At 69.9% G+C, this 22,010-nt stretch carries 16 protein-coding genes and 1 pseudogene; 11 read left to right on the top strand and 6 right to left on the bottom strand.

The window, feature by feature from the left end; all coding sequences use genetic code 11:
- Positions 1 to 70: 70 nt before the first annotated feature.
- Positions 71 to 5,059, bottom strand: coding sequence for a LamG-like jellyroll fold domain-containing protein (locus LFM09_RS09085; RefSeq protein ID WP_414095872.1), 4,989 nt, complete (start codon positions 5,057 to 5,059; stop codon positions 71 to 73).
- A gap of 102 nt (positions 5,060 to 5,161) precedes the next feature.
- Positions 5,162 to 7,621, bottom strand: a complete 2,460-nt coding sequence (locus LFM09_RS09080; RefSeq protein ID WP_414095871.1) for an AfsR/SARP family transcriptional regulator — start codon at positions 7,619 to 7,621, stop codon at positions 5,162 to 5,164.
- 42 nt (positions 7,622 to 7,663) lie between these two features.
- On the opposite strand from LFM09_RS09080, the gene LFM09_RS09075 reads away from it, so the two are divergent.
- The gene (locus LFM09_RS09075; protein WP_414095870.1) at positions 7,664 to 8,839 is read left to right on the top strand and encodes an MFS transporter; all 1,176 of its coding nucleotides are present in this window, start codon (positions 7,664 to 7,666) and stop codon (positions 8,837 to 8,839) included.
- Here LFM09_RS09075 and LFM09_RS09070 read toward each other — a convergent pair.
- Both LFM09_RS09070 and LFM09_RS09065 read right to left on the bottom strand, forming a co-directional pair.
- On the bottom strand, positions 8,763 to 9,059 hold the full coding sequence (locus LFM09_RS09070) for a hypothetical protein (RefSeq protein WP_414095869.1): 297 nt from the start codon (positions 9,057 to 9,059) through the stop codon (positions 8,763 to 8,765). The genes LFM09_RS09075 and LFM09_RS09070 overlap by 77 nt on opposite strands.
- A 55-nt stretch (positions 9,060 to 9,114) precedes the next feature.
- A pseudogene (locus LFM09_RS09065) lies at positions 9,115 to 9,339 on the bottom strand (AAA family ATPase); the annotation flags it as partial.
- Positions 9,340 to 9,394: 55 nt separating this feature from the next.
- Here LFM09_RS09065 and LFM09_RS09060 point away from each other — a divergent pair.
- From LFM09_RS09060 to LFM09_RS09015, 10 genes are all read left to right on the top strand, one after another.
- Complete coding sequence (locus LFM09_RS09060) at positions 9,395 to 9,715, top strand: hypothetical protein (protein WP_414095868.1); 321 nt, start codon at positions 9,395 to 9,397, stop codon at positions 9,713 to 9,715.
- On the top strand, positions 9,712 to 10,215 hold the full coding sequence (locus LFM09_RS09055) for a YceI family protein (RefSeq protein ID WP_414095867.1): 504 nt from the start codon (positions 9,712 to 9,714) through the stop codon (positions 10,213 to 10,215). The genes LFM09_RS09060 and LFM09_RS09055 overlap by 4 nt, the downstream gene beginning before the upstream one ends.
- A gap of 73 nt (positions 10,216 to 10,288) precedes the next feature.
- Entirely contained in the window at positions 10,289 to 12,763 is a 2,475-nt protein-coding gene (locus LFM09_RS09050) for an excinuclease ABC subunit UvrA (RefSeq protein ID WP_414095865.1), read from the top strand.
- Positions 12,764 to 12,773: 10 nt separating this feature from the next.
- Positions 12,774 to 13,142: a hypothetical protein gene (locus LFM09_RS09045; RefSeq protein ID WP_414095864.1), complete on the top strand. Its 369-nt coding sequence runs from the start codon at positions 12,774 to 12,776 to the stop codon at positions 13,140 to 13,142.
- Between the two features lie 30 nt (positions 13,143 to 13,172).
- Positions 13,173 to 13,976 (top strand): IclR family transcriptional regulator C-terminal domain-containing protein, encoded by an 804-nt coding sequence (locus LFM09_RS09040; RefSeq protein ID WP_414095863.1) that lies wholly within the window; start codon positions 13,173 to 13,175, stop codon positions 13,974 to 13,976.
- Positions 13,977 to 14,053: 77 nt separating this feature from the next.
- The gene (locus LFM09_RS09035; RefSeq protein ID WP_414095862.1) at positions 14,054 to 15,472 is read left to right on the top strand and encodes an amidohydrolase family protein; all 1,419 of its coding nucleotides are present in this window, start codon (positions 14,054 to 14,056) and stop codon (positions 15,470 to 15,472) included.
- The gene (locus tag LFM09_RS09030) at positions 15,472 to 16,605 is read left to right on the top strand and encodes a CaiB/BaiF CoA transferase family protein (protein WP_414095861.1); all 1,134 of its coding nucleotides are present in this window, start codon (positions 15,472 to 15,474) and stop codon (positions 16,603 to 16,605) included. Before LFM09_RS09035 ends, LFM09_RS09030 begins: the two co-directional genes overlap by 1 nt.
- Positions 16,598 to 17,368: a citryl-CoA lyase gene (locus LFM09_RS09025; RefSeq protein ID WP_414095860.1), complete on the top strand. Its 771-nt coding sequence runs from the start codon at positions 16,598 to 16,600 to the stop codon at positions 17,366 to 17,368. Before LFM09_RS09030 ends, LFM09_RS09025 begins: the two co-directional genes overlap by 8 nt.
- 2 nt (positions 17,369 to 17,370) lie before the next feature.
- Positions 17,371 to 18,237: a dioxygenase gene (locus tag LFM09_RS09020; protein WP_414095859.1), complete on the top strand. Its 867-nt coding sequence runs from the start codon at positions 17,371 to 17,373 to the stop codon at positions 18,235 to 18,237.
- Positions 18,222 to 19,169 carry a quinone oxidoreductase family protein gene (locus LFM09_RS09015; RefSeq protein ID WP_414095858.1) on the top strand — a complete coding sequence of 316 codons (948 nt, stop codon included), beginning with the start codon at positions 18,222 to 18,224 and terminating at the stop codon, positions 19,167 to 19,169. Before LFM09_RS09020 ends, LFM09_RS09015 begins: the two co-directional genes overlap by 16 nt.
- On the opposite strand, the gene LFM09_RS09010 is transcribed toward LFM09_RS09015, so the two are convergent.
- Both LFM09_RS09010 and LFM09_RS09005 read right to left on the bottom strand, forming a co-directional pair.
- Positions 19,159 to 20,073, bottom strand: a complete 915-nt coding sequence (locus LFM09_RS09010; protein WP_414095857.1) for a phosphotransferase — start codon at positions 20,071 to 20,073, stop codon at positions 19,159 to 19,161. The two genes, LFM09_RS09015 and LFM09_RS09010, sit on opposite strands and share 11 nt — an antisense overlap.
- Positions 20,074 to 20,093: 20 nt before the next feature.
- A complete protein-coding gene (locus tag LFM09_RS09005) occupies positions 20,094 to 21,998 on the bottom strand; it encodes an FtsX-like permease family protein (RefSeq protein WP_414095856.1) in 1,905 nt (634 codons plus the stop codon).
- Between the last annotated feature and the right edge of the window lie 12 nt (positions 21,999 to 22,010).

Raw genomic sequence — 22,010 nt, 5'->3', positions numbered from 1 at the left:
GACAAGTCCCTTTTTGGGCATGGCTGAGGAAGACAAGTCACAACTCCAGATCAGGGGTGGACGGGCCGGGTCAGCTGAAGAACACGCGGGAGGGATCGGTCCAGCCGTTGCCGACCATCTTCGATTCCGCGTACGGGAACGAGGTCAGGCCGTTGTGGTTGGTGTAAGACCAGACCGAGCTGTCCGGGCGGACCGCGATGATCTCGGCCTTGCCGTCGCCGGTGACGTCGGCGAAGAAGGTCCGATCCGGGGTCCAGCCGGAGCCGATCTCCTGCGAGGTGTCGTAGCTGCCGTAGCCCAGGCCGCTGAGGTTGCGGTAGGCGGACACGGTGGTGCGCTCGTCGGGGTTGACGGTGATGAACTCGGCCTTGCCGTCGCCGTCGATGTCGGCGAACCGGATGCGCTCCGGGGCGGTCTCCTGCGCGGTGTCCGTCTTCGTGACCTTGACGATCACCGGCGTGGTGGAGAAAGCCGTCGACTGGCCGCGCTCGTTCATGCCGAACAGGTTGCGGTACACACGAACCCTGCCATCGGCGTCGAGCGAGATGCGGTCGGCGCGACCGTCTCCGTCGACGTCGGCGAACCTGATCCGCTTCGTCTCCCCCGGCGCCGAGCCGATGAAGATCTGGTTGACGTACGGGAAGCCGTTCATGCCGTTGACGTTCTTGAACGCCTTGATCCGGCCGTCCGCCTCGACGCCGATGATCTCGGACTTGCCGTCACCGTCGATGTCCGCGAACCAGGTCCGGTCGTTGGACCAGCCGGAGCCGATGTCCTGCGAGGCGTGCGGGTAGTCGCCTCCCACGTTGAGGTACGCCCGGACAAGGCCGTTCGCCTCCACCATGATGATCTCGTCGTTCGCGTCGCCGGACACCGACGAACCGGTGCGCGGTGCCGCGGGCAGCGCGGCCGGAGCGAGCGCGCCCTGCCACGTCTTGAGCTCGTCGACGTTGCCGTTGAAGAACTCACCCGCGCTGCTGCGGCCGACCGACAGCACGCCGGTGGAGTTCCAGCCGACGACGCCGGTCACGGTGCTCTTCAAGGTGTCCGGGCTGTCCTGGTAGCCCACGGTCAGCTTCAACGTGCGCGCAGCCGCGTCGTACGTGGCCACCAGGTGCGTCCACTTGCCCACCTCGGCGGCAGCCTTGGCGCGCCACCACGTCGACGGGTTCGACGACGCGTTCGGCATCTCCGCCGACCACTGCGAACCGTCGTACTTCAGCGCGAACGGATCCACAGTGGACGGACCGCGCTGCACCACGACAGTACGTGCGGTACCGGTGTCGTTGACCTTCGCCCACACGTCGACCGAGAACGACTGGTCGGTGTTCAGCACGGCCTCGCTGGTGCTGGCCGAGCCGTTGGTGCCGTTGAGCGCCAGACCACCGGCACCCTGCACACCTTGGCTCCACGACGCACCGCCGGCGAGGTTCAGCGTCACGTCACGGCCGTACGGCGACGAGTCACGCGCGATGGAACCGCTGCCCTCGTTGAACTTCCACTCGCCCACGCCGCTCACCTGCGACGCGTCGGCCATGGACAGCGACTCCTGCGGCGTGATGGCCCGGTTCCAGGCCCGCACCTCCGCCAGGTCGCCCTGCCACGCCTGACCGATGCGCAGCTGACCCGTGGCGTTGAAGCCCTTGTCCTTGCCCACCTCCGCGGTCTCGCGCTGCAGCGCGCCGTCCACGTACAACCGAACCTCGTTGGAGGCGGTGTCATAGGTGCCGGTCAGGTGCGTCCACACGTCCTTCACGGCCAAGGCGTCGGACTTCGCGACCCTCTGCTGCGCGCTCGTGGAGTCGGTCTCCGCCAGGGAGAAGTTCCACCGGCGCTCGCCGGCGTCGTAGCCGAGCTTGAACGCCGAGGTCGCCGACCCCTGCTGGCTCACCACGGTGCGGCTCGCCGTGTCGTTCGTCAGACGGACCCACGCCGACACCGAGAAGTCCTTGTTGGTGTCCAAGACCTTCGCGGTCGTGGCGGTGTTCGAACCGTTGAAACCGACCGACGTCTGCCCACCGACCGTGCGACCAGCGGCAGCCGGATCGACACCGGTCAGCGTCAGGTCGTGACCGTTGCCCGTGCCGTCGAACGCCGGGTCGTCACCGTTGAACCACGTGGCCACGTTGGGCTTGGCACCCGCCACGGTGAACTGGAACGTCTGGCGCGTCGCCAGACCACCGCTGTCGACCGCGTCCACGAACAGCGTCTTCGCGCCACCCGACGGAGGCGTCCACCTCACCTCAGCGGTGTGCTGCTCGGTGGCGGTGACCTCCACCGACGGCGGATCCGTGAAGCCCCAGCGGAACTTCTTCACGTCGTCGGACGTGCTGGCGAACTTGAACGTGTCCGCGACACCGAGCGAACCACAGCCTTCAGCCGGGCAACCCGTTGTCTTGTAAACGGAAGACTCCAACGTGGGCGCGGCAGGAGGGGTGAGGTCGACGGTGAACTCGCACCAGCCGGACGCCGGGCCCCACATCTGCCAGTCGCCGGCCGTCACGCGGTAGGCGTAGTAGCCGGTGGTCATGCCGCGTTCCGCGATCCTCCACTGGTTGGCGCCGTAGCCGGTGCCGACCACACCGGGGTACAGCAGGTAGTCCTCCGACCAGGGCAGCTTGGCGACCATGTCGACCGCGCCGTCCCAGTTGAAGTCGCCGATCGTCCGCGCGGTGGCCTGCGACCAGCCGACGCCGATGTCGTAACGGCCCGGGCTGCCGGTGTACCGCGCGCGCTGGCCGCTGCCGAGGTACAGCCACATCGTGTTGTTGTTCTCGGCGAAGATGTCCGGAGCGCCGTCACCCGTGCGGTCCGCGACACCGAAGAACCTGTAGTCCTGCCAGCCGACACCGAGCGACACCCGTGCCTCGGCGGACGCCGAACGGCTGCCGCTGCCGGGGTACAGCCAGAGCTCGCCGTTGGAGTCCTTGGCGATCACGTCCTGCTTGCCGTCGCGGTCGTAGTCCGCGACACCGGCGAAGGTGTAGGCGCCCCAACCGGTGCCGATCTCGACCGGTGCCACGGTCGAGGGCGCGCGCTTGCCCTCACCGGGGTAGAGCAGGAGCTTGCCGGACCAGTCCTCCCGCGTGACGATGTCCGTCTTGCCGTCGCGGTCGTAGTCCGCCAGGCCCGCGATGGTGTAGTCCCGCCAGCCGGTGCCGATCTCCACACGGGCACCCGAACGCCATCCGCTGGGCGTCTCCGTGGTCGGCAACATGTACAGGGTGCCGTCGGTGTCCCTGATGATCACGTCCGGCTTGCCGTCCCCGTCGTAGTCACCGGTGGCGACGATGGCGTCCGTGTCCTCGATCACGCCGGACGGCAGCTCGTTCGGCTGTTCGATCGTGTGCTGGGCGATGCCGCCGTTGGCGAACGGGTAGTGGTCGGCGGACTGGATCGGTCCGTGGACGCCGTTCTCACGGATGCGGCGCCACTCGAACCGGGAGTTCATGGTGTCCGCGCCGTCCGGGTCGCTGACCCTGCCGCGGATCGTCGGCGTCGCGGTCGGCACCACCGGGCGCGGGGTGTAGGCGGGGGCGCAGGCCTTGCCGTCGACGGTGACCTGGTCCGGCTGGTTCGGGACCGAGTTGTAGTCGATGGCCAGCACCGCGGAGCCCGCGTTGAAGCGCTTCCACTGGTTGACGCTGCTCTCAGCGACGTGCAGGACAACGCTGACGCTGTCCCAGTTCTCGCGCGCTCCGTGCGCGACGACACCGGTGAAGTTGAACTCGACGTCACCCGGTCCCGCACAGCTGTGCGCCGACCCGACCTTGCGGTTGGCCGGTGCCGACGACGCCCACTCGTGACCCCACCAGCCGGGCTGGTTGTTCCAGGTGGTGCCGCCGTCGAACCAGTTCGTCACCCGCACGGTGGCGTCGGATCCACCGTTGTTGCAGGTGAAGGCCCACTTCTGCTCGATGCGGAACGAGGCACCGGTGACGCTCTTGCCCTTCACACCGGTGAGGTCCATCCGGAAGTACGAGCGGACGTTGTAGGTGGAGCTCAGGCACGTGCCGCTGGACGAGACGCTGTCGCAGATCGGACCGGTTCCGGCGGCACCATAGGTGCCCGTGTCACCGAGGTAGTCCTGGCCCTGGTTGTTCTTGCCCTGCCAGAATCCCGAGCCCGCGTCCTTGCTGGACACCAGCGTCCAGGCGTTGTTCTGCACGTGGCCCGACCAGGACGGGTCGATCATGACCGGGTACTGGGCCTCGTCGAGCAGCTTGGCGTCCGGGGTGACGGTGAGCTCACCGTTGGCAGCGCTCACCGGCATGATCGCCGTGCGCTTCTTCTTGGCCTCCACAGCGGACTTCGACAGCACACCGACGTGCGCCACGTTCTCCTGGCCGGAGTCCCACATGGTCGGTGCGGGCGAGGAGAACACGACCTTGCCGGCCGAGTCCTTCGCGTCGAGCCCACCACCGTTGGCGTTCGTCGTGACGCCCTTGGTCGCGAAACCGAACTTGACCTTCGCCAGCTTGGGGTTCTTCGCCGCCTCGCGGTTCTTCACCACGAGGACCTCGGAGAAGCCCAGCGACGACGCGGTCAGCTTGAGGTCGACGCCCGGCAGCACCTCGGGGTACGTGGCCTCGGCGCCGGACAGCACCGGCTTCGGCAACGGCCCGAACGGCCAGGTGATCGACAGTTCGCGGTCACCGTCGCGCAGCTTGGCGGCCGGACCGTCGCCACCGGCGGAGAACTCGACGGGCAACGCGGCCGCGGCGGGCTTGATCGTCTTGCCCGTGGCGCGCAGGGTCGTGTCGATCGGCGCCCACGACCCGTCGGCCTGGCGGGACCAGCGCGGCTGGGCCGACTGCTCGGTCGTGAAGCCACCGGCGGGCTTCGCGAAGGTCTGCGCGGTCTCCGTGCGCAGCGAGGTGATCTCGACCTTCCGGTCGCAGCGCTTCGCCATCTCAGTGGCGGCCTGCGCGGTCTCTTGTGCGTCAACGCAGTTCGGTGCCGCCACAGCCGCCGGCACGGGTAGAACCGGCAACGCCATCGCCGCCGCGATCAGAATCGTGCGCAGCCCAAAGCCGCGCGCTCTTGAAGCGCGTCCCACAGTGATGCCCCCAGGCGTCCGCGCGTGTCCCCCGACAACCCGCGTTCTGTCTCAAGCTGTGCGGAAGCATGCATGACGCACCCTCGAAAGGCAATGGCACGCCTATGCGAGCGCCAGCACCTTGTGCATCCTGTACTGCGCCCGGTAAAGCTCGACCGCCTCCGAGTAGGCCGCCGACGGGTCGCGGCCGAGGAGCTTGAGCGCGTTGCCCATCTCCTCCAGCGTGATCGCCTCACCGAACGGGCTGTCCGCGCGCCGCATCAGTGCGAGCGAGCGGTGGTACAGGTCGAGCGACTCGTCCTCACGGCCCTGCACCGCGCGGAGGTAGCCGAGGTTCGCGAGGTTCTCCGCCTCGCCGATCAGGTCGTCGTGCTTGCGGAACAACGCGATCGCCTGCTGGAGGTGACTGTCCTCGGTGGACCCGAGCTGGATCGAGAACCAGCCGACGGCCGTGTGGGCCAGCGCGAGCCACAGGTCGTTGCCCGCGTGCTGGTACGTCTCCAGACCGCGTTCGGCGAGTTCGAGCGCGCGCTGGAAGTCGCCGCGGTGGGCGGCCACGCGGGCGATCGAGAACTCGGTGTGGGTGATGTTGATGCCGTCCGCGAACTCCATCGCTCGGTCCAGGTACTCGGACGCGGCCGCGGTGTCGCCCATCTGGGAGCTCGCGATGGCCAGGGCGCGGTTGGCCAGGTGCGTCGCTTCACGGTTGCACAGTCGTTCCGCGGCTCGGAGGCCTTCGGTCCACGCTGCTCTGGCGTCGAGGAGCAGGCCGCGCCACGAGTGGTAGCCGTCCTGGACCCACGCCAGGCGCCACACGTCCTCGTCCCAGCCCAGCTCGACCGCCAGCTGCTGGGTGGCGCACAGGCAGTCGTGCTCGGCGGCGAACCAGGCGAGCGGGTCGTCAGGTTCCGGGTGTGGCGTGACCTCGATCGGCAGGCGGTAGCGCTGCAGGTGGCGGTCCGCCGCGAACGCCGTGCCGAGGAAGTGGTCGACGAGCCTGCGGACGGTGCCGGCGGGCGCGGGTCGTTCGGTGGCGTAGATGCGGACCAGGTCGTGCAGGCGGTAGCGGCCGGGGCGGTGTTGTTCGACGAGGTGGGCGTCTTCGAGCCGGCGCAGGTCCGCGCGGACGTCCCGACCGGCCATCGCGGCGGCGGCTTCGAGGCTCACATCCGGGCCGGGCGCCCGGCCCAGTTGAGCGAACACTTGCACGGTCGGCGGGTCCAGAGCGCGCAGCGACCAGGAGAACACCGCGCGCAGGCTGGCGGTGAGGTCGCCGCCGTCGAGTGCGCCGAGGCGGTCTTCCCGCAGCTCTCGGACCAGGTCGGGAACAGCGTGCGCGCGGGCGGCGGCGATGCCCAGGGCCAGCGGCAGGCCACCGCACAGGTCGATCACCTCGTCCCACCGGCCGTGCTCACCGAGGTGTGCGGCCAGGACGCGCCGTGAGTCTTCGGTGCCGAGCGGGGTGAGCGGGACCGGTCGGGCGCCGTGGCCGCTGACCAGGCCGTGCAGTCGGTTGCGGCTGGTCACCAGCACGGTCGCGGCCGAGCCGGGCAGCAACGGCGCGACCTGGGCGGCATCGCGGGCGTTGTCCAGGACCACGAGCAGTTCTTTGCCCGCGGTGATCGTCCGGTACAGCGCCACCTGTTCGTCGGTCTCGGCCGGTGGTTCGGCCACGCCGAGGGCCACCAGGAAACCGCGCAGCGCGACCTCGGGTGGCACCGGTGGCCGGGCCGGGTCGAAGCCGCGCAGGTCGGCGTACAGCTCGCCGTCAGGGAAGTGGGTCCGGTGCGCCCAGCTCAGCGCGAGCCAGGTCTTGCCGACGCCGCCCGGTCCGCTGATCACGGAGATCCGGCCGGGTTCGATGCTTGCGAGGTCCTGCTCTCGGGCGGCGAACGCTCTGGGGCGCGCGGGCAGCTGCCGCGGGCCGAGGATCTCGACGTGTCGCTGGCGCAGCAACGGTCCCGGCTCGACGCCCAACTCGTCTCGCAGCACCTTGCGGGTCCGCGCGTAGTGATCCAGCGCGTCTGCCGTGCGTCCGGCGCGGTGCAACGCGAGCATGTGTTGCGCGGCAAGGCGTTCGTCCAACGGGCGTTCGGTGCAGCGCGCGGCCAGGCGGACCAGGTCGATCGGGGCGCCGGCGCGCAACGCGTGGTCGACCATCTCCAGCTCGGCCGCCTCGCGTTCGCTGAGCAGAGCCGCGCGCATCGACGTGAACCAGGGCGAGTCCAGCTCGGCGAACGGCTCTCCTCGCCACAGCTTCAACGCCTCGTCGAAACGGTTCGCCGCCGCGAGCGCACGGAACTCGGTGACGTCCACAGTGGAGTGTTCGACCAGGTAGCCGGCGGGCGTGCGCACCAGTGGCACCCCGGCTGACTTGAGCCGTGAGAGATAGCTGAACAGGGTGCGTCGCGCGGTTCGCGGCACGTCCGGCCCCCACACTCGTTCGGCGAGCCGGTCGACGGGCACGGGCGTGTCGAGCAGGACCGCCGCGAGCACCGCGCGCTGCCGTTGCGGACCGAGGTCCACCCCGGCCTCGACCGGCCCCAGCAGCGCGAACTCCACGACACAACATTCGCACATCCCCCTGCGGTCACGCTGCGGATCATGAACCGCTTCTGGGCCGCAGTCACCGTGTCGGAGTTCGGCACGCAGGTCACCACGCTCGCGATGCCGCTGTTCGTCCTGGTCACCCTCAACGGCTCGGCCACCGACGTCGGCCTGCTCAACGCCGCCCGCTGGGCGCCCTACCTGCTGTGCGGGCTGCTCGCGGGCGCGTTGATCGACCGCTGGCGCCGGCTGCCGGTGCTGGTGACCGCGGACCTGGGCCGTGCGCTGCTGCTGGGCACAGCCGCGCTGTTCGTCCGCGACCTGACGTTGCTCCTGGTCATCATGTTCCTCGTGGGCCTGCTGTCGCTCGGCCACGACATCGCGTCGCAGTCGTTCCTGCCGCGGCTGGTCGACCGGTCGAGGCTCCCCCAGGCCAACGCACGCCTGGCGCAGACCGGATCCGCGGCCGCCGCGACCGGTCCGCTCGTCGGCGGTGGCCTGGTCGGCGCGCTCGGTGCCCCGTTGTCGATCGTGCTGGACGCGGTGTCGTACCTGGTCTGCGGCCTGCTGCTGGCCACCCTGAAGACCGCGGAACCACCGGCGCCCGCCAAGCGCGGCACGATCCGGGAAGGCCTCGCCTGGGTCTACGGACACCCGATGCTGCGGCCGCTCGCCCTCAACACCCACGCCTGGATGATCTTCTCCGCGGCTGCTGGTGCGGTGTACGTCCCGTTCGCGTTGCGGGTGCTGGGGCTGAGCCCGTTCGAGCTCGGGGCGACGCTCGCCGCGGCCGGTGTCGGCGGGGTGCTCGGCGGTGCCGTCTCGACGACCGTCGCTGAGCGGCTCGGGCTTGGCCGCTCAGCCGTCACCGCGCGGTTCCTGCCGATCGTCGCGTTCGGACTGATCGCGGTGTCCGACGGCTGGGTGATGGCCGCAGCCGGGCAGTTCCTGTTCTGGTTCGGGATCAGCGTGGAGAGCCCGAGCACCATCGCGTTCCGGCAGGCCGTCACGCCGGACCGGTTGCAGGGGCGCATGAACGCCACCATCCGGTCGCTGAACTGGGGCATGGTCACGATCGGTGCGCCGCTGGGCGGTCTGCTCGCGGACACGGCGGGACATCGGGTGGCGCTGGGCGTCGCCACGGCCGGGTTCGCGCTCACCGCGGTGACGTTCGCGTGCTCGCGGTTCCGGTTCGCTTCAGTCCACGGTGGACTTCCGGTCGCCGCGCAGTAACCCCAGCCGGACCGCGCGGGTCGACGGTGCGCAGCAGGTCGGGCAGCACGTCTGACACGGTGTCGCGGTAGGTGGCGATGACGAGGATCCGCGCGGTGGCGAGCTCGCCCGCGAGGTGTGCCAGCAGCCGCAACGACGTGCGGTCCGCCCGGTGGAGGTCTTCGAGCACGATCAACAGGCCTGTGGTGGTGACCAGCGCGTCGGTGGCGTCGGCCCGCATGGCGAAGCGCGCGGTCGCCGAGTCCGACCGCCTGGCCGCGCGCGACCGGCACGCCGTACTCGCCGGCCATCGCCACCGCGGCCGCCGCGAGCCGCGTCTTGCCGATGCCCGCGTCGCCGCCGACCAGCACCAACCGCCCCGCGCCACCCGCCGCCGCCACGAGGCCGGCACGCAGCTCGGCCAGCTCGCGGTCACGTCCGAGGATCGGTTCCTCCACCCCAGGAGTATCGCCGCCCGGTGCGGGTTCAGTACCGATCTCCGTGCTGGCACTGATCCGCATCGCCTCCGCCTGGCCAAAACTCGAAGCCACCAGAGCATCGAGGAAGGCGAATCCCATGTACGCGCAGCTCACCTACTTCGACCGGCCCCGCGGCCCGGAACTGCTGGCCGCCGAGGACTTCGCGGCCGAGGCACGCATCAAGCCCGCCGCCGCGTCCGTGCCGGGCAACATCAGCACCTACGTGCTGCGGCGCGCCGACGGCACGGAGGTGGTCGTGTCGATCGCCGAGACCGAGCAGGCGCTCATCGACACCGGCAAGGCGATCATGAGCACCGGACTGCTGCCCGACGAGGACCCGGCGCTGCTGCCGGGCCCCGACCGGGTCGAGATCTACCCCGTCCACGTGTACTACGAGCACCCCGGAGCCCGGTCATGACCGCCTCGACGACGCTGGCCGCCGGCTTCTGGCGGGCCGACCTGACCCGGAGCACCGCGTCGTTCGACGTCGGCAACCTGGGACGGACCACGCACGGGACCGTGCCGGTCACCGGCGGGACCGTCGAGATCGGCACGGACGGCTCGCTCGCTGCCGTGCACGGCACGCTGGACCTGAGCGGGATCGACACCGGGATCCCCAAGCGGGACCTGGACCTGCGCAAGCCGAGCCTGCTCGACCTCGACCGGCACCCTTCGATGACGTTCAGGGCCACTTCCTGCTCACCCGTCGACGGCGGCTGGCAGGTGTCCGGCACGCTGTCCGCGCGGGGCACCGCCACGGAGCTGAGCGGCGTCGCCCAATTGTCCACTGTGGAGGGTGAGGTCGTGCTGACCGCGACCGCGCGGCTGGACCGCAGAACTCTCGGCATCCGCGCACCGCGGTTCCTGATCGGCCGGTACGTGGACATCACCGTCAGCGCGGTGATCGAGCGCCGGTGATCGCGACCGGTTACGTTGAGGTAACCGGCGTCGTGGTGGGACGCTCGGGGCACACCCGGCTCGAAAGGTCCCGATGAACACCGGCCCGATCGCGATCGAGGTGCGCGGCGCCCGCGTCCACAACCTCCGCTCCGTCGACGTGTCCGTCCCTTTGCGACAGCTGGTCGCCGTCGTGGGGGTCTCCGGCTCGGGGAAGTCGTCCCTGGCGCTCGGCGTGCTCTACGCCGAGGGGTCACGCCGGTACGTCGAGGCGCTCTCGACGTACACCCGCCGCCGGCTGTCGCAGGCGGCACGGGCGTCGGTCGACAGCGTGGAACACGTCCCGGCCGCACTGGTCCTGCGCCAGCGGCCGGGCGTTCCCGGTGTGCGGTCGACGTTCGGCACCTCCACGGAGCTGTTGAACGTCCTGCGCCTGCTGTTCTCCCGGCTCGGCTCGCACGTGTGCCCGAACGGCCACCGCCAGGCGCCGACCATCGATGTCGCCCTCGAACGGCCGCTGACGTGCCCGGAGTGCGGTGTTTCGTTCTCGGCTCCCGGTGCGGAGGCGATGGCGTTCAACTCCGACGGCGCCTGCCCGCGCTGCACCGGCACGGGCGTCGTCCGCGAAGTCGACGAGGCCGCGCTGGTCCCCGATCCGTCGCTGTCGATCAGCGAGGGTGCGGTCGCACCGTGGTCGATGTTCGGTCTGACGATCATGCCGCAGGTGGTGGCCGAGTTCGGGGTGCGCACCGACGTGCCGTACTCCTCTTTGACGTTGGATGAGCGCGAGATCGTCATGCACGGCCCCGCGGAGAAGCGGCGCATCACCGCGCCGTCCAAGAGCGGCAAGCTGTTCGAGCTGAACTTCACCTACCGCAACGCCCGCACCGCCGTGCTCGAAGCGTTGAACAACGCCAACAGCGAACGCGGCCTGAGCCGCGTCAACAGGTTCATCAGCACCCAGGTCTGCCCGTCGTGCCACGGCACCAGGTTGAGTGCTGAGGTCCGCTCGACGCTGGTTTCCGGCGTGAACCTCGCCGAAGCCACCGCTCTGACGCTCGACGCCTTGCTCTCGTGGGCGCCCGGCGTGATTCCCGAGTTGCCGCCGTCGATGACCCAGATGGCCACGAACATCGTGGCCGAACTGGCCTCGAACGCCCGGCGCCTGGTCGACCTCGGCCTCGGCTACCTGAGCCTCGACCGCGCCGGCTCGACCCTGTCCACCGGCGAACGGCAACGCGTCCAGCTGGCCCGCGCGGTCCGCAACCGCACCACGGGCGTGCTCTACGTGCTCGACGAACCGTCCGTCGGCCTGCATCCGTCGAATGTGGACGGTCTGCTCGGCGTCGTCCGCGACCTGCTGGCCGACGGCAACTCCGTGGTGCTGGTCGACCACGACGTCCAGGTGGTGCGCGCCGCGGACTGGATCATCGAGATCGGCCCCGGCTCCGGTTCTGACGGCGGCCGCGTCGTGACCATCGGATCCGTGCCGTCCATCGGTGCTGACCCGGCGTCGCGCATGGGCGGTTTCCTCACCGGCCGCGAACCGGTCGTGGTGCGCAAACGGGCCCGCGAGGACGAGATGTTCTCGCTGGGCCGGATTCTCCTGTCGACCGCTCCCCTGCACACCGTGCACGCATTGGATCTTTCGCTGCCGGTGGGGCGGTTGATCGCGGTCACCGGCGCGTCCGGTTCCGGCAAGACCACACTCGTCCTCGACAGCCTGGTGCCGGCGCTTTCTGTGCCTCCGCCCCACGTCCGCTCGGTGTCCGCGGGTCCGATCGCGCGCGTGAACGTCGTCGACGCCACTCCTATCGGCGTGAACGTGCGGTCTACTGTCGCGACCTACAGCGGCGTGCTCGACGATCTCCGCCGTGCGTTCGCGCAGACCCCGCAGGCTCGTGCGTTGGGGCTCGGTGCTGGCGCCTTCTCCTACAACACCGGGTCGCTGCGGTGCCCGCGGTGTGAGGGCACCGGGCAGGTGTCGCTGGACGTCCAGTTCCTGCCCGATGTCGACATCGAATGTCCCGACTGTTCGGGGTCGCGCTACGCGCCTGAGGCTTTCTCGATCCTGCGGGGTGATCTGTCGCTGCCTGCTGTGCTCGCTCTGACCGTGGCGGAGGCGGTGCATCAGGTCGGTGACCTTCGGCGGGTCGGTGCTCGGCTGCAGGCTCTCGTCGATCTCGGGCTGGGGTATCTGACGCTCGGGGAGGCGACTCCGGCGTTGTCGGGTGGGGAGGCTCAGCGGCTCAAGCTCGCGTCCGAGCTGCATCGGGATCAGGCGGACGCGTTGTTCGTGTTCGACGAGCCCAGTGTGGGGTTGCATCCGTTGGATGTGCGGGTGCTGCTGGATGTGTTGCAGAGACTGACGGACAACGGGGCCACTGTTGTGGTCATCGAGCACGATCTCGACATGATCGCCAACGCGGACTGGGTCGTGGACATGGGGCCCGGTGGCGGGGCGGCTGGAGGGCGGATCGTCGCGGCCGGGACGCCTGAGCAGGTGTGCGCTGTGGCGGAGAGCGCGACCGGGCGTTATTTGAAGGAGCACCTCGGCCGGTCTGGCTGATACTGCGCGCATGGGGATGTACGTCGCGGTCCGCGGCTGGCTGGAGTTCGACCACGAGCAGCGGCCGGAGATCGAACGGGTGCTCGCCGAATCCGAGCACGACTGCTCGGGCGGGTGGATGCTGCCGCCACGACCGTTCAACTGGACGCTCTACCTGAGCTACGGCGGTGACGTTCGGGAGCAGGCCGTGGGCTCGTTGCGCGCGCAGGTCGCCGCACTCGCCGCGCTGGAGCCCGTGGACGACGACCAGGACTGGCCGGCCGGGTTCTTAATGCTGGGCGACGAGCGGCAGCAGTCGGTCTCGTGGACCGTCCGGGACGGCCAGGTGATCGAGGAGCCCGCCCCGCCGGAGCTCCGCTGGTTCGCTGCACGTCCCTGACAACGGACAAGTGTCCGCTAACCTGGGCTCATGCCTGCTCGTCCCGACACCGGCCCCGACTTCATCGAGGCACTCGCCCGCGGCCTGGACGTGATCCGCGCGTTCCAGCCGAGGCGCCCGGTGATGGCGCTCAGCGAGGTGGCCACGGCCACCGGCCTGGCCCGGCCCACGGCGCGGCGCATCCTGCTCACCCTGACCGAGCTGGGGTACGTGCGGCAGGACGAGAGCGGCTTCGCGCTCACCCCGCGCGTCCTCGAGCTGGGCGTCGCCTACGTGCGGTCGACCGGGTTGTGGGAGGTTGCCCGCCCGCACATGGAACGGCTGTGTGCGCGCACCAACGAGTCCGTCTCGATCGCGCAGCTCGACGGGTCGGACATCGTCTACGTGGCGCGGGTGGCGGTGCCGAAGATCGTCACGCTGTCCGTGCAGATCGGCACGAAGTTCCCGGCGTTGCAGACGTCGCTCGGCAAGGTGCAGCTCGCCGCGTTGGCGCCGGCGGAGCTTGAGGCCGTGCTCGCTCAGCCGACGCGGTCGGGGCTCACGCCGAGGTGGCAGCCGGAGAAGGCCGAGCGGGACGAGGAGCTGCGGGATGTGCGGGCGCGCGGGTGGGCGTTGACCGACCAGCAGCTCGCGCCTGGCATCCGGTCGATCGCGGCGCCGTTGCGGGACGGGAACGGGGTGGTGGTGGCCGGGCTCAACGTCAACTGCCACGCGTCGGAGACCTCGATCGAGCAGATGGTCGAGCACCACCTGCCGTTGTTGCTGCAGACCGCCGGGGACATCAGCGCCGACTTCGCGAGGCTTGAAACGGTGCCGCACGTGGTCGTGGCCTGAGCGGGGTTGACGCTGGACCGGCGAAGGTTGAGGATTCAACGGACACTTGTCCGCATGCCGGTCGAGGAGGTCCCCCGATGGAGAGCATTGTCCTGAGAAATGGCACCGTCCTGACGATGGACGGCAGGCATCGAGTGCTGACCGGCCACGACGTGCTCATGAGCAAGGACCGGATCGAGGCGATCGGGCCGAACCTCGAAGTGCCGGAAGGCACCGAGGAGATCGACGCCACGAACGGCATCGTCATGCCGGGCATGATCGACACGCACCGGCACATGTGGCAGACCGCGATGCGCGGCTACGGCGCCGACTGGACCCTCACCCAGTACTTCGTCTGGTACTACCTGGAGTGGGGCAAGATCTTCCGCCCGCAGGACATCCACGCGGGCAACCTCCTCGCCGCGGCCGAAGCACTCGACGCCGGAGTCACCACGACCGTCGACTGGTCGCACGGCCTGCAGACGACCGACCACGCCGACGCCGCGGCAGACGCGCTCGAAGCGGTCCCCGGCAGGTTCGTCCTCGCCTACGGCAACATCCAGGACAGCCCCGCGAACTGGACCGCCAAGCCCGAGTTCAAGAACTTCATCAGCCGCCGCGTCAAGAACGACGACATGCTCGGCTTCCAGCTCGCGTTCGACGTCACCGGCGACCCGACGTTCCCGGAGAAGCCCGCGTTCGAAGTCGCCCGCGAGCTCGGAGTCCCCGTCACCACCCACGCGGGCGTCTGGGGCGCGACAAACGACGACGGCATCAGACTCATGCACGACAACGGGTTCATGACGCCGCAGTCGATCTACGTGCACGCCGCAACACTCTCCGAAGACTCCTACCACCGCATCGCGGCCACCGGCGGGTCGATCTCCGTGTCGACCGAGAGCGAGCAGAGCGCGGGCCAGGGCTACCCGCCCACCTGGGCGATCCGCGCGCACGGCATCCCCGTGTCGCTGTCGATGGACACCTCGGTGTGGTGGAGCGGCGACCTGTTCTCCGCGATGCGCACGACACTCGGCGCCGACCGGGCGCGCGAGCACATGGCCGCACACGCCAAGAACGACACCGTCACACACTCGTCGCTGCGAGCCGAGCACGTTGTCGAATGGGCGACGATGGGCGGCGCCAAGGCGCTCGGACGCAACGACCTCGGCAGCATCGAACCAGGCAAGAAGGCCGACATCGTCCTGCTGCGCAACGAGAACTCGCCCGCGATGTTCCCGATCCTCAACCCGTACGGACACGTGGCGTTCCAGGCCCAACGGTCCGATGTGGACACTGTGATCGTCAACGGCCGGATCGTCAAACGCGACCGCCACCTGACAAACGTTGACCTGCAAGCAATCCGCACACAGGTCGAGCAGACCGTCGAGTACCTGCAAGCGCAACTCGGCGAGGAGGCGTGGGCCAAGGGCATGAACCCGGACATCCCGGCCTCGAAGGTGCTGGACAACCCCTACACCTACACCGAGTACCGCGGCGACACCCGGACGTCCGTCTGATGGGCCCACTGGAAGGACTGCTCATCGCCGACTTCTCCCGCGTGCTCGCAGGCCCGTACGCGACGATGCTCCTCGCCGACATGGGCGCGTCGGTGGTGAAGGTCGAAGGCCCGCAAGGAGATGAGACGCGCACGTGGATGCCGCCCGTGCGCGACGACGTCTCGACCTACTACCTCGGGATCAACCGCGGCAAGCGGTCCATCGCACTGGACCTGCGCGACGAGAACGACGTCCAGCTGGCCCGCGAACTGGCGCGCAGAGCGGACGTGCTGATCGAGAACTTCAAACCCGGCGGCCTCGCCAAGTACGGACTCGACTACGCAGAAGTCAGCGCCACGAACGACAAAGTGATCTACGCGTCGATCACCGGCTTCGGCGCGGGCGAGGGCAGGCACGTCCCCGGCTACGACCTGATGGTGCAGGCGATCTCCGGCCTGATGAGCCTCACCGGTGATCCGGACGGACCGCCGTACCGCGCGGGCATCTCGGTGTTCGACGTGATGGCGGGCAACCACGCCGTGATCGGCATCCTCGCGGCGCTGCGGCACCGCGACGCCACCGGACAGGGTCAGCTCGTCGAGGTGAATCTGCTGTCGTCGGCGTTGACGGGCCTGGTGAACCACAGCTCGGCGTACGTGGCCGGTGACGTCGTGCCGTTCCGCATGGGCAACGCGCACCCCAGCGTGTTCCCCTACGAACCGCTCCCCACCGCGGACAACGACCTGATCGTGGCGGCCGCGAACGACGGCCAGTTCCGCAAGCTCTGCGAGGTGCTCGGACTGCCGGAGGTGCCGGACGACGAAAGGTTCGCCCGCAACGCCGACCGCACCCGCAACCGCGAGGAGCTGCGGCCGCTTCTGCTCGAACGCCTGCGCACCAAGGGCGCCGACGAGTGGTTCGACCTGCTCGTGAAAGCGGGCGTGCCGTGCGGGCCGATCAACACGATCGACGGCGGGTTCGCCATGGCCGAACGGTTCGGGCTCGACCCGGTCGTCGAGGTCGGGGGCGTGCCGACCACCCGGCACCCCATCCGGTTCTCGGAGACACCGGCGGTCTACCAACTGCCACCACCCGAGCTGGACGAGCACGGCGAGGAACTGCGCACGTGGCTCAAGGAGGACCTTCGTGACTGAGGCCTACGAAACCGCGCTCGGTGCGTCCACGCCCGACACGATCACGTTGCTGGGCAAGGACCTCGCCAACGACGTGATGGGCAAAGTCGGGTTCGGCGAGCTGGCGTTCTGGCTGGCGGCCCAACGCCGGCCGAGCCCTGGCGAGACGCGGTTGTTCGAGGCCGTGCTGGCCGCGCTCGCCGACCACGGGTTCACGCCGACCGCGATCGTCAGCCGCCTGACGTTCCTCTCCGCGCCCGACTCGGTGCAGGGCGCGCTGGCGGCCGGACTGCTCGGCGGCGGTTCCCGGTTCCTCGGCGTCACCGAGGACTGCGGCCGGTTCCTGCACGACGTCGTCAGCTCAGCCGGACCACAGACCGACTGGGACGCACTCGCACTGGAAACCGTCCAGAACCAAGGGAAAGCACGCATCCCCGGACTGGGGCACCACGTGCACAAGAACGGCGACCCGCGCACCGCCCGCCTGTTCGAGATCGCCGCCGAGGAGGACCTCGTCGGACCGCATCTCCAGCTCTTCGCCGCGATCGGCCGCGTGCACCCGCAGGTGCTCGGCAAAACGTTGCCGCTCAACGGCGCCGGCACGTGCGGTGCGGTGCTGGCCGACCTCGGCCTGCCGCTGGAGTTGTTGCGCGGCTTCGCCCTGCTCGCCCGGACCGCCGGGTTGATCGGCCAGCTCGCCGAGGAGCTGCGCCACCCCGTCGCCAACCGGATCTTCCTGTCCGTGGACTCGAACACGCGCTCCGTCGCGCCGCTGGAGGAGTGAGCATGCAGCTGGTCACCGAGGACAACATCACCGAGCTCGCGGTGGAACGCTGGGGCAGCGCCAAGGACCCGCGCACCGCCGAGCTGGTCACCGCGCTCGTCCGGCACCTGCACGACTTCGCCCGCGAGGTCCGGCTCACCGAGGCCGAGTGGATGGCCGCGATTCAGTGGCTGACCGCGACAGGTCAGATCAGCGACGCCAAGCGCGAGGAGTTCATCCTCGCTTCCGACGTGCTCGGCCTGAGCATGCTGGTCGTGCAGATGAACCACCGGTTCGACCCGGCCGCGACGCCCGCGACCGTGCTCGGTCCGTTCCACGTCGACGGCTCCCCCGAGCTCGGCTTCGGCGGCGACATGTCCGACGACGTGGCCGGAACTCCGCTCTACGTAACGGGAACCGTCCGCTCACTCGACGGCGCGCCGGTAGCAGCCGTGCTCGACGTGTGGCAGGCCGACGCGGACGGCGCCTACGAGGCCCAGCTGCCCGACGTCGACGAGGCGCGGTTGCGTGCCAAGTACCAGGCCCGCCCGGACGGCACGTACTGCGTGCGGACCATCGCGCCGAAGGGGTACTCGATCCCGATGGACGGCCCGGTCGGCGAGTTGATCGGCCAGACCGCGATCAGCCACTTCCGCCCGGCGCACATCCACTTCCTGGTCACCGCCGACGGATACGAACCGCTGATCACGCACCTGTTCGAGGAGGGCGCCGAGTACCTGGACAGCGACGTCGTCTTCGGCACCAAGCAGGAGCTGGTGGTGGCGTTCGAACGCCACGAGCCCGGCCCGGCCCCGGACGGCGGCACGTGCGCCGAGCCGTGGCTGGAAGCCCGCTACGACTTCGTGCTGCAGCCATGCGCGCAGCAGTAGTCGACCAGCTCGGCCGGCCACCGGCCCTGACCGACCACGCCAAACCGGCCGTCCTCGCCGAGCACGTCGTCGTCGACGTCCTGGCCGCCCCGATCACCCCGCTCGACCTGTTGTGCGCCACCGGAACCTCGTACTTCGGCACCCCGGCCACGCCGTACGTTCCCGGAGTGCAGGGCATCGGCACGGTAGGCGGCCGGACAGTCTGGTTCCCCACCGCCGCAGGGATGACCGCGGGCGACGGCAGCATGGCCGAGAAGGCGTTGACCCGCCAGGCCGATCTGGTCTTCCTCCCCGACGACGTGCCCCCGATCGCGATGGCCGCCCTGGGACTCTCCGCCGTCGCCGCACACATGGCACTGACGTGGCGTGGCGAGCTCAAGCCCGGTGAGTCCGTCATCGTCCTGGGCTGCGGCGCCGTCGGCCAGGCCGCGATCCAGCTCGCCCGTGCCGCCGGAGCCGGCCGCGTGGTCGCCGCCGCAAGGTCCAGCAAAGCGTGCGAACGCGCCACCAGAGCAGGCGCCGACGCCGTGATCGCCCTGGACACCGACGACGTCACCGAACTGTCGAAACGCTTCACCGAGGCTGCCCCTCAAGCCGATCTCGTGCTCGACCCCCTCTTCGGCCGTCCCGCCGCCGCGGCCGCCCAGGCGCTCAGACCCGGCGGACGGTGGGTGAACCTCGGCGGCTCGGCCGGCGAGACCTGTCCGGTCACGTCCTCGACCCTGCGCAGCCGCTCGCTGCGGCTCTCCGGCTACACCAACAACGAGCTCAGCACCCAGCAACGGGCGGAGGCCATCTCGACCGTCGCGCACCTCGCCGCACAGGGCGCACTCACCGTGGACCACGAGGTCGTGCCACTAGCTGACGTCGCCGACGCCTGGCGCCGTCAGTCCGAAGGCAGCACCAACGGGCGGATCGTGCTCACGCCCTAGCCCGACGGAGCCGTTCGGAGGCCTGCGATCGAACCGCTTCGATGGACACCGGCCGGTCTCCGTGCAGCGCTTCCCAACGGGCGTTGTGCGCCGCCGCCCACAGGCTGGCGGCCCACGCGACCTCGACCTCCTCCGCGGTGAACGCGTGCCCACGAAGTTCCTGGTAGACCGCGAGAAACGCCTCCGAACTCCCGACCGGAGCCAGCGTCGGCGGCGAAGCACTGGAGAACGCCCCGCTCGCCGCACCCACCAGCGCCGCCTCGGGCTGCCACGCCAGGCTGTCCCAGTCGTGCACCGCCCACACCTCCCCGTCCTGCCAACGGAGGTTCTGCGCCTCGAAGTCGGCATGGCCCAGCACGCACGGCAGATCGGCCGCGAGCAGCCGCTTGCGGGCCCGTTCGGCGGTGTCGACGACGAACGCCGGAACGACGCTCTGGTCACGCGAGTCGAGGAAGCCGATCGCCGGCCACGGCCCGGAATCCGTGTGGTCCCACCGCGACCAGCGCGGGTTCGGCAGCGGCGGCGCGACGCTCACGTCGACGAGCTCGGCCATCAGCCGGGCGAACACAGCGGCGTAGCGCTCAGCGATGTCCGGAGTGTCACCGCGCAGCAGTTCGCCGCCTGGCAACGACTCCTCGGCGTGCACGGCCAGCGCGCCGACCGCGACCACAGGCGTGATCGGCCGTGCACACGGAAACCCGCGCGAGGCCAGGCGGGCCTGGGCGGTGAGACACGACTCGGCACGGCCGTCGTCCTCCCGCACCTTCACCACGACGTCGCGCCCGCCAGCGAGCCGCAGCCCGAAGACCTGCGAGATCGACAGCCGCTCGAACAGCACGGCGATCGGCACCGCCCCCAGCCGGTCCGCGCACCAGCCCGGCAGCCACTCCGGCAACTCCTCCACGACCGAACACTGTGCCAGGTTCACTCCCTGCTGGTGACCAGGGAAACCGGCCGCTCCCGCGTCGCAAGGGCGGCGGTGATCCCACTCGTCAGCGCCACCACGGCCACGGCGCCGGCCGCGACGATCGCCAAAAGCGTCCACGGCACGTACACCACCGTCACACCGATCGCCTTGTGCACGGCGCCGCCGATACCGACCAGACCCGCGCCCGCCACCACACACCCCAGCACCAGGCCGATGAACGCGACCACGACAGCCTCCACCACGGCTGTCCGGACCGCCTGGGGCCTCGTCAGGCCCGTCACCCTGGAGACAGCGAACTCCCGCCGGCGTTCGGCTCCGGCGATGACCACCGAGTTCACCACCGCCATCAACGCGTACAGCCCGGCCAGGCCCATCAGCACGGTCAGGATCTTCACGTTGCCGTCCTGGGCCTGCTCCGCCCGCGCCGTCGCCCAGGCGGAGACCGTCCGGACGTCCGGAAACCCCGCCCGCACGATCCGCTGAGCCACCGCCGCCGGATCCTGGCCCGGCGCCACCTGGACGACGGTCTCGGTCGGCGCCCCGGCCCACACCGAACGCGGCAACGCCTGGCGCGGAACAAGAAAACTGTCCCCCGTTTCGAGGGTCTCGGGCAGCCCACCGACGACGGTCAACGGCACCGGATGACCGACGTCGGCCATGAGCACCTGACCGACGGCGATTCGTTCGGAGTGCGTCGCCGGGCCGGTGAACACGGTGTTCCCGGTCAGCGCAGCCAGGTCCCCCACAGCCGGAGGCAGGTTGTGCGTGCGCGCGTAGTCGGTCGCGTCCACCGCGATGATCCCGGCGAAAACGGTCCTCTTCCGCACGGTGATGGCGATGTCCACCAGGTTCTGCCTGGACGCCACCGCAACACCCTCCACAGTGGACAGAAGTTCCGCCTGCTCGCCCGTCGAGGTCACCACCAGGTGGGCGTTCACCGAGCGCTTCGCTTCTTCACCACCCGCCGCGGCGAGCGAGCCGAAGGTGCCCGCCAAGCCCAGCAACAGGGCGACCAGCACGATCAACGGCGAGGCGGTGGCGGCACTGCGCCGCACGCCGTCCCGCAGGTTCGCCCGCACCAGGCCCGCCAGGGTGTTGCCGGGTACCAGAATCCCGAACAGCCAGGCGGTGAACGGCACGACCAGCGGGCTCAGCAGACTCGTCGCGACCGCGCCGAACATCGAGATGCCCAGGGCCGCCATCATCGCACCGATCAGGTTGGCGCCCTGCGCCCACACCACCATCGCGGCGGTGCAGGCCGCGAAACCCAGGCCGAACAGCCACCGCGACGCGTTCATCACCCTGGCGGCCTTTCCGGTCTCCCGCAACGCTTCCAGCGGCCGGATGCGCGCCGCCCGCAGCGACGCGGTGAAGACCCCCGTCAACGCCACACCGATGCCGGCGACCCCGGCGACGATCACCGCCCACAGCCGCCACGGCGCTGTGAAGCCGTCCGGCAGCAGACCGATCTCGATGAGCAGCCAGGTCTGCGCGTACTTCGCGATCACCCCGAACGGCACACCCAGCGCGGATCCGACCACGCCCAGCAGGAGGGACTCGGAGAGCAGCAACGCCCGCAGCTGCGCCCGGCTTCCCCCGGTGAGCCGAAGCAGCGCCAGGTCACGACGACGTTGAGCAACAGTGAAGCCGAACGTGGAACTCACGATGAAGACGGCGAGGAACATGGCCAGGAACGCGGTCATGCCCATGACCGTCGCGGCACCCACGAACCCCTCGCGAATCCTGCTCTCGTCCTGACGGGACAGGCCCGCTGGGATCCGCGGATCGCCCGTGGCCGCCAGGACCAGCATCGAAGCCTGCACCAGGGCGACACCCACGGCCACGCTGAGGACGGCGCCGACGAACAGCTCCCACCGCTCGCGGAACGTGCTGAACGACATCTGGAACACGGC

The sequence above is a fragment of the Lentzea alba genome (assembly GCF_047445655.1).
In the GTDB taxonomy this organism is placed as follows: domain Bacteria; phylum Actinomycetota; class Actinomycetes; order Mycobacteriales; family Pseudonocardiaceae; genus Lentzea; species Lentzea alba_A.
This window is presented reverse-complemented; position numbering and strand designations above follow the sequence as displayed.

What these genes read in the sequence shown, in the direction of transcription:
- LFM09_RS09075 (WP_414095870.1), top strand. Translation starts at nt 7,664, where the DNA reads ATGAACCGCTTCTGGGCCGCAGTCACCGTGTCGGAGTTCGGCACGCAG.
- LFM09_RS09070 (WP_414095869.1), bottom strand. Translation starts at nt 9,059, where the DNA reads ATGCGGGCCGACGCCACCGACGCGCTGGTCACCACCACAGGCCTGTTG.
- LFM09_RS09060 (WP_414095868.1), top strand. Translation starts at nt 9,395, where the DNA reads ATGTACGCGCAGCTCACCTACTTCGACCGGCCCCGCGGCCCGGAACTG.
- LFM09_RS09055 (WP_414095867.1), top strand. Translation starts at nt 9,712, where the DNA reads ATGACCGCCTCGACGACGCTGGCCGCCGGCTTCTGGCGGGCCGACCTG.
- LFM09_RS09050 (WP_414095865.1), top strand. Translation starts at nt 10,289, where the DNA reads ATGAACACCGGCCCGATCGCGATCGAGGTGCGCGGCGCCCGCGTCCAC.
- LFM09_RS09045 (WP_414095864.1), top strand. Translation starts at nt 12,774, where the DNA reads ATGGGGATGTACGTCGCGGTCCGCGGCTGGCTGGAGTTCGACCACGAG.
- LFM09_RS09040 (WP_414095863.1), top strand. Translation starts at nt 13,173, where the DNA reads ATGCCTGCTCGTCCCGACACCGGCCCCGACTTCATCGAGGCACTCGCC.
- LFM09_RS09035 (WP_414095862.1), top strand. Translation starts at nt 14,054, where the DNA reads ATGGAGAGCATTGTCCTGAGAAATGGCACCGTCCTGACGATGGACGGC.
- LFM09_RS09030 (WP_414095861.1), top strand. Translation starts at nt 15,472, where the DNA reads ATGGGCCCACTGGAAGGACTGCTCATCGCCGACTTCTCCCGCGTGCTC.
- LFM09_RS09020 (WP_414095859.1), top strand. Translation starts at nt 17,371, where the DNA reads ATGCAGCTGGTCACCGAGGACAACATCACCGAGCTCGCGGTGGAACGC.
- LFM09_RS09015 (WP_414095858.1), top strand. Translation starts at nt 18,222, where the DNA reads ATGCGCGCAGCAGTAGTCGACCAGCTCGGCCGGCCACCGGCCCTGACC.
- LFM09_RS09005 (WP_414095856.1), bottom strand. Translation starts at nt 21,998, where the DNA reads ATGTCGTTCAGCACGTTCCGCGAGCGGTGGGAGCTGTTCGTCGGCGCC.